Below are 268 nucleotides of genomic sequence, written 5' to 3'. Positions count from 1 at the left end.
ATGGTCGTCAACCTGCGTTGCGTCTCGCTCATGCTTCCCCCGATTGCAGGTCCTATCTCAAAGCGCTGCCTTCATTGCGTTGCCAGCGACATATGTCTCGACGATCGAGCGGTCGTCGCCCATCGTCTGCAGCAGGAAGAGTTCTTCCACCAGCGTTTTGACCACGTCCATCTTCAGCGCCATGGCCGGCGTTGCCGCGGCATTGAGGACGACGATGTCGGCATCGGTGCCTGTCTCCAGCGTGCCGATGCTGTCTGCAAGCGACAGC

The 268-nt window shown here is 60.1% G+C and carries 1 protein-coding gene; it reads right to left on the bottom strand.

Features of this window, described 5'->3' with window-relative positions; translation table 11 throughout:
• Positions 1–57: 57 nt before the first annotated feature.
• On the bottom strand, positions 58–268 hold a 211-nt coding region (locus tag SCA31_RS23655; RefSeq protein ID WP_410699451.1), incomplete at its 5' end, for a hypothetical protein.

Source organism: Chryseobacterium sp. SIMBA_028, from assembly GCF_046535285.1.
Lineage (GTDB): Bacteria > Bacteroidota > Bacteroidia > Flavobacteriales > Weeksellaceae > Chryseobacterium.
This window is presented reverse-complemented; position numbering and strand designations above follow the sequence as displayed.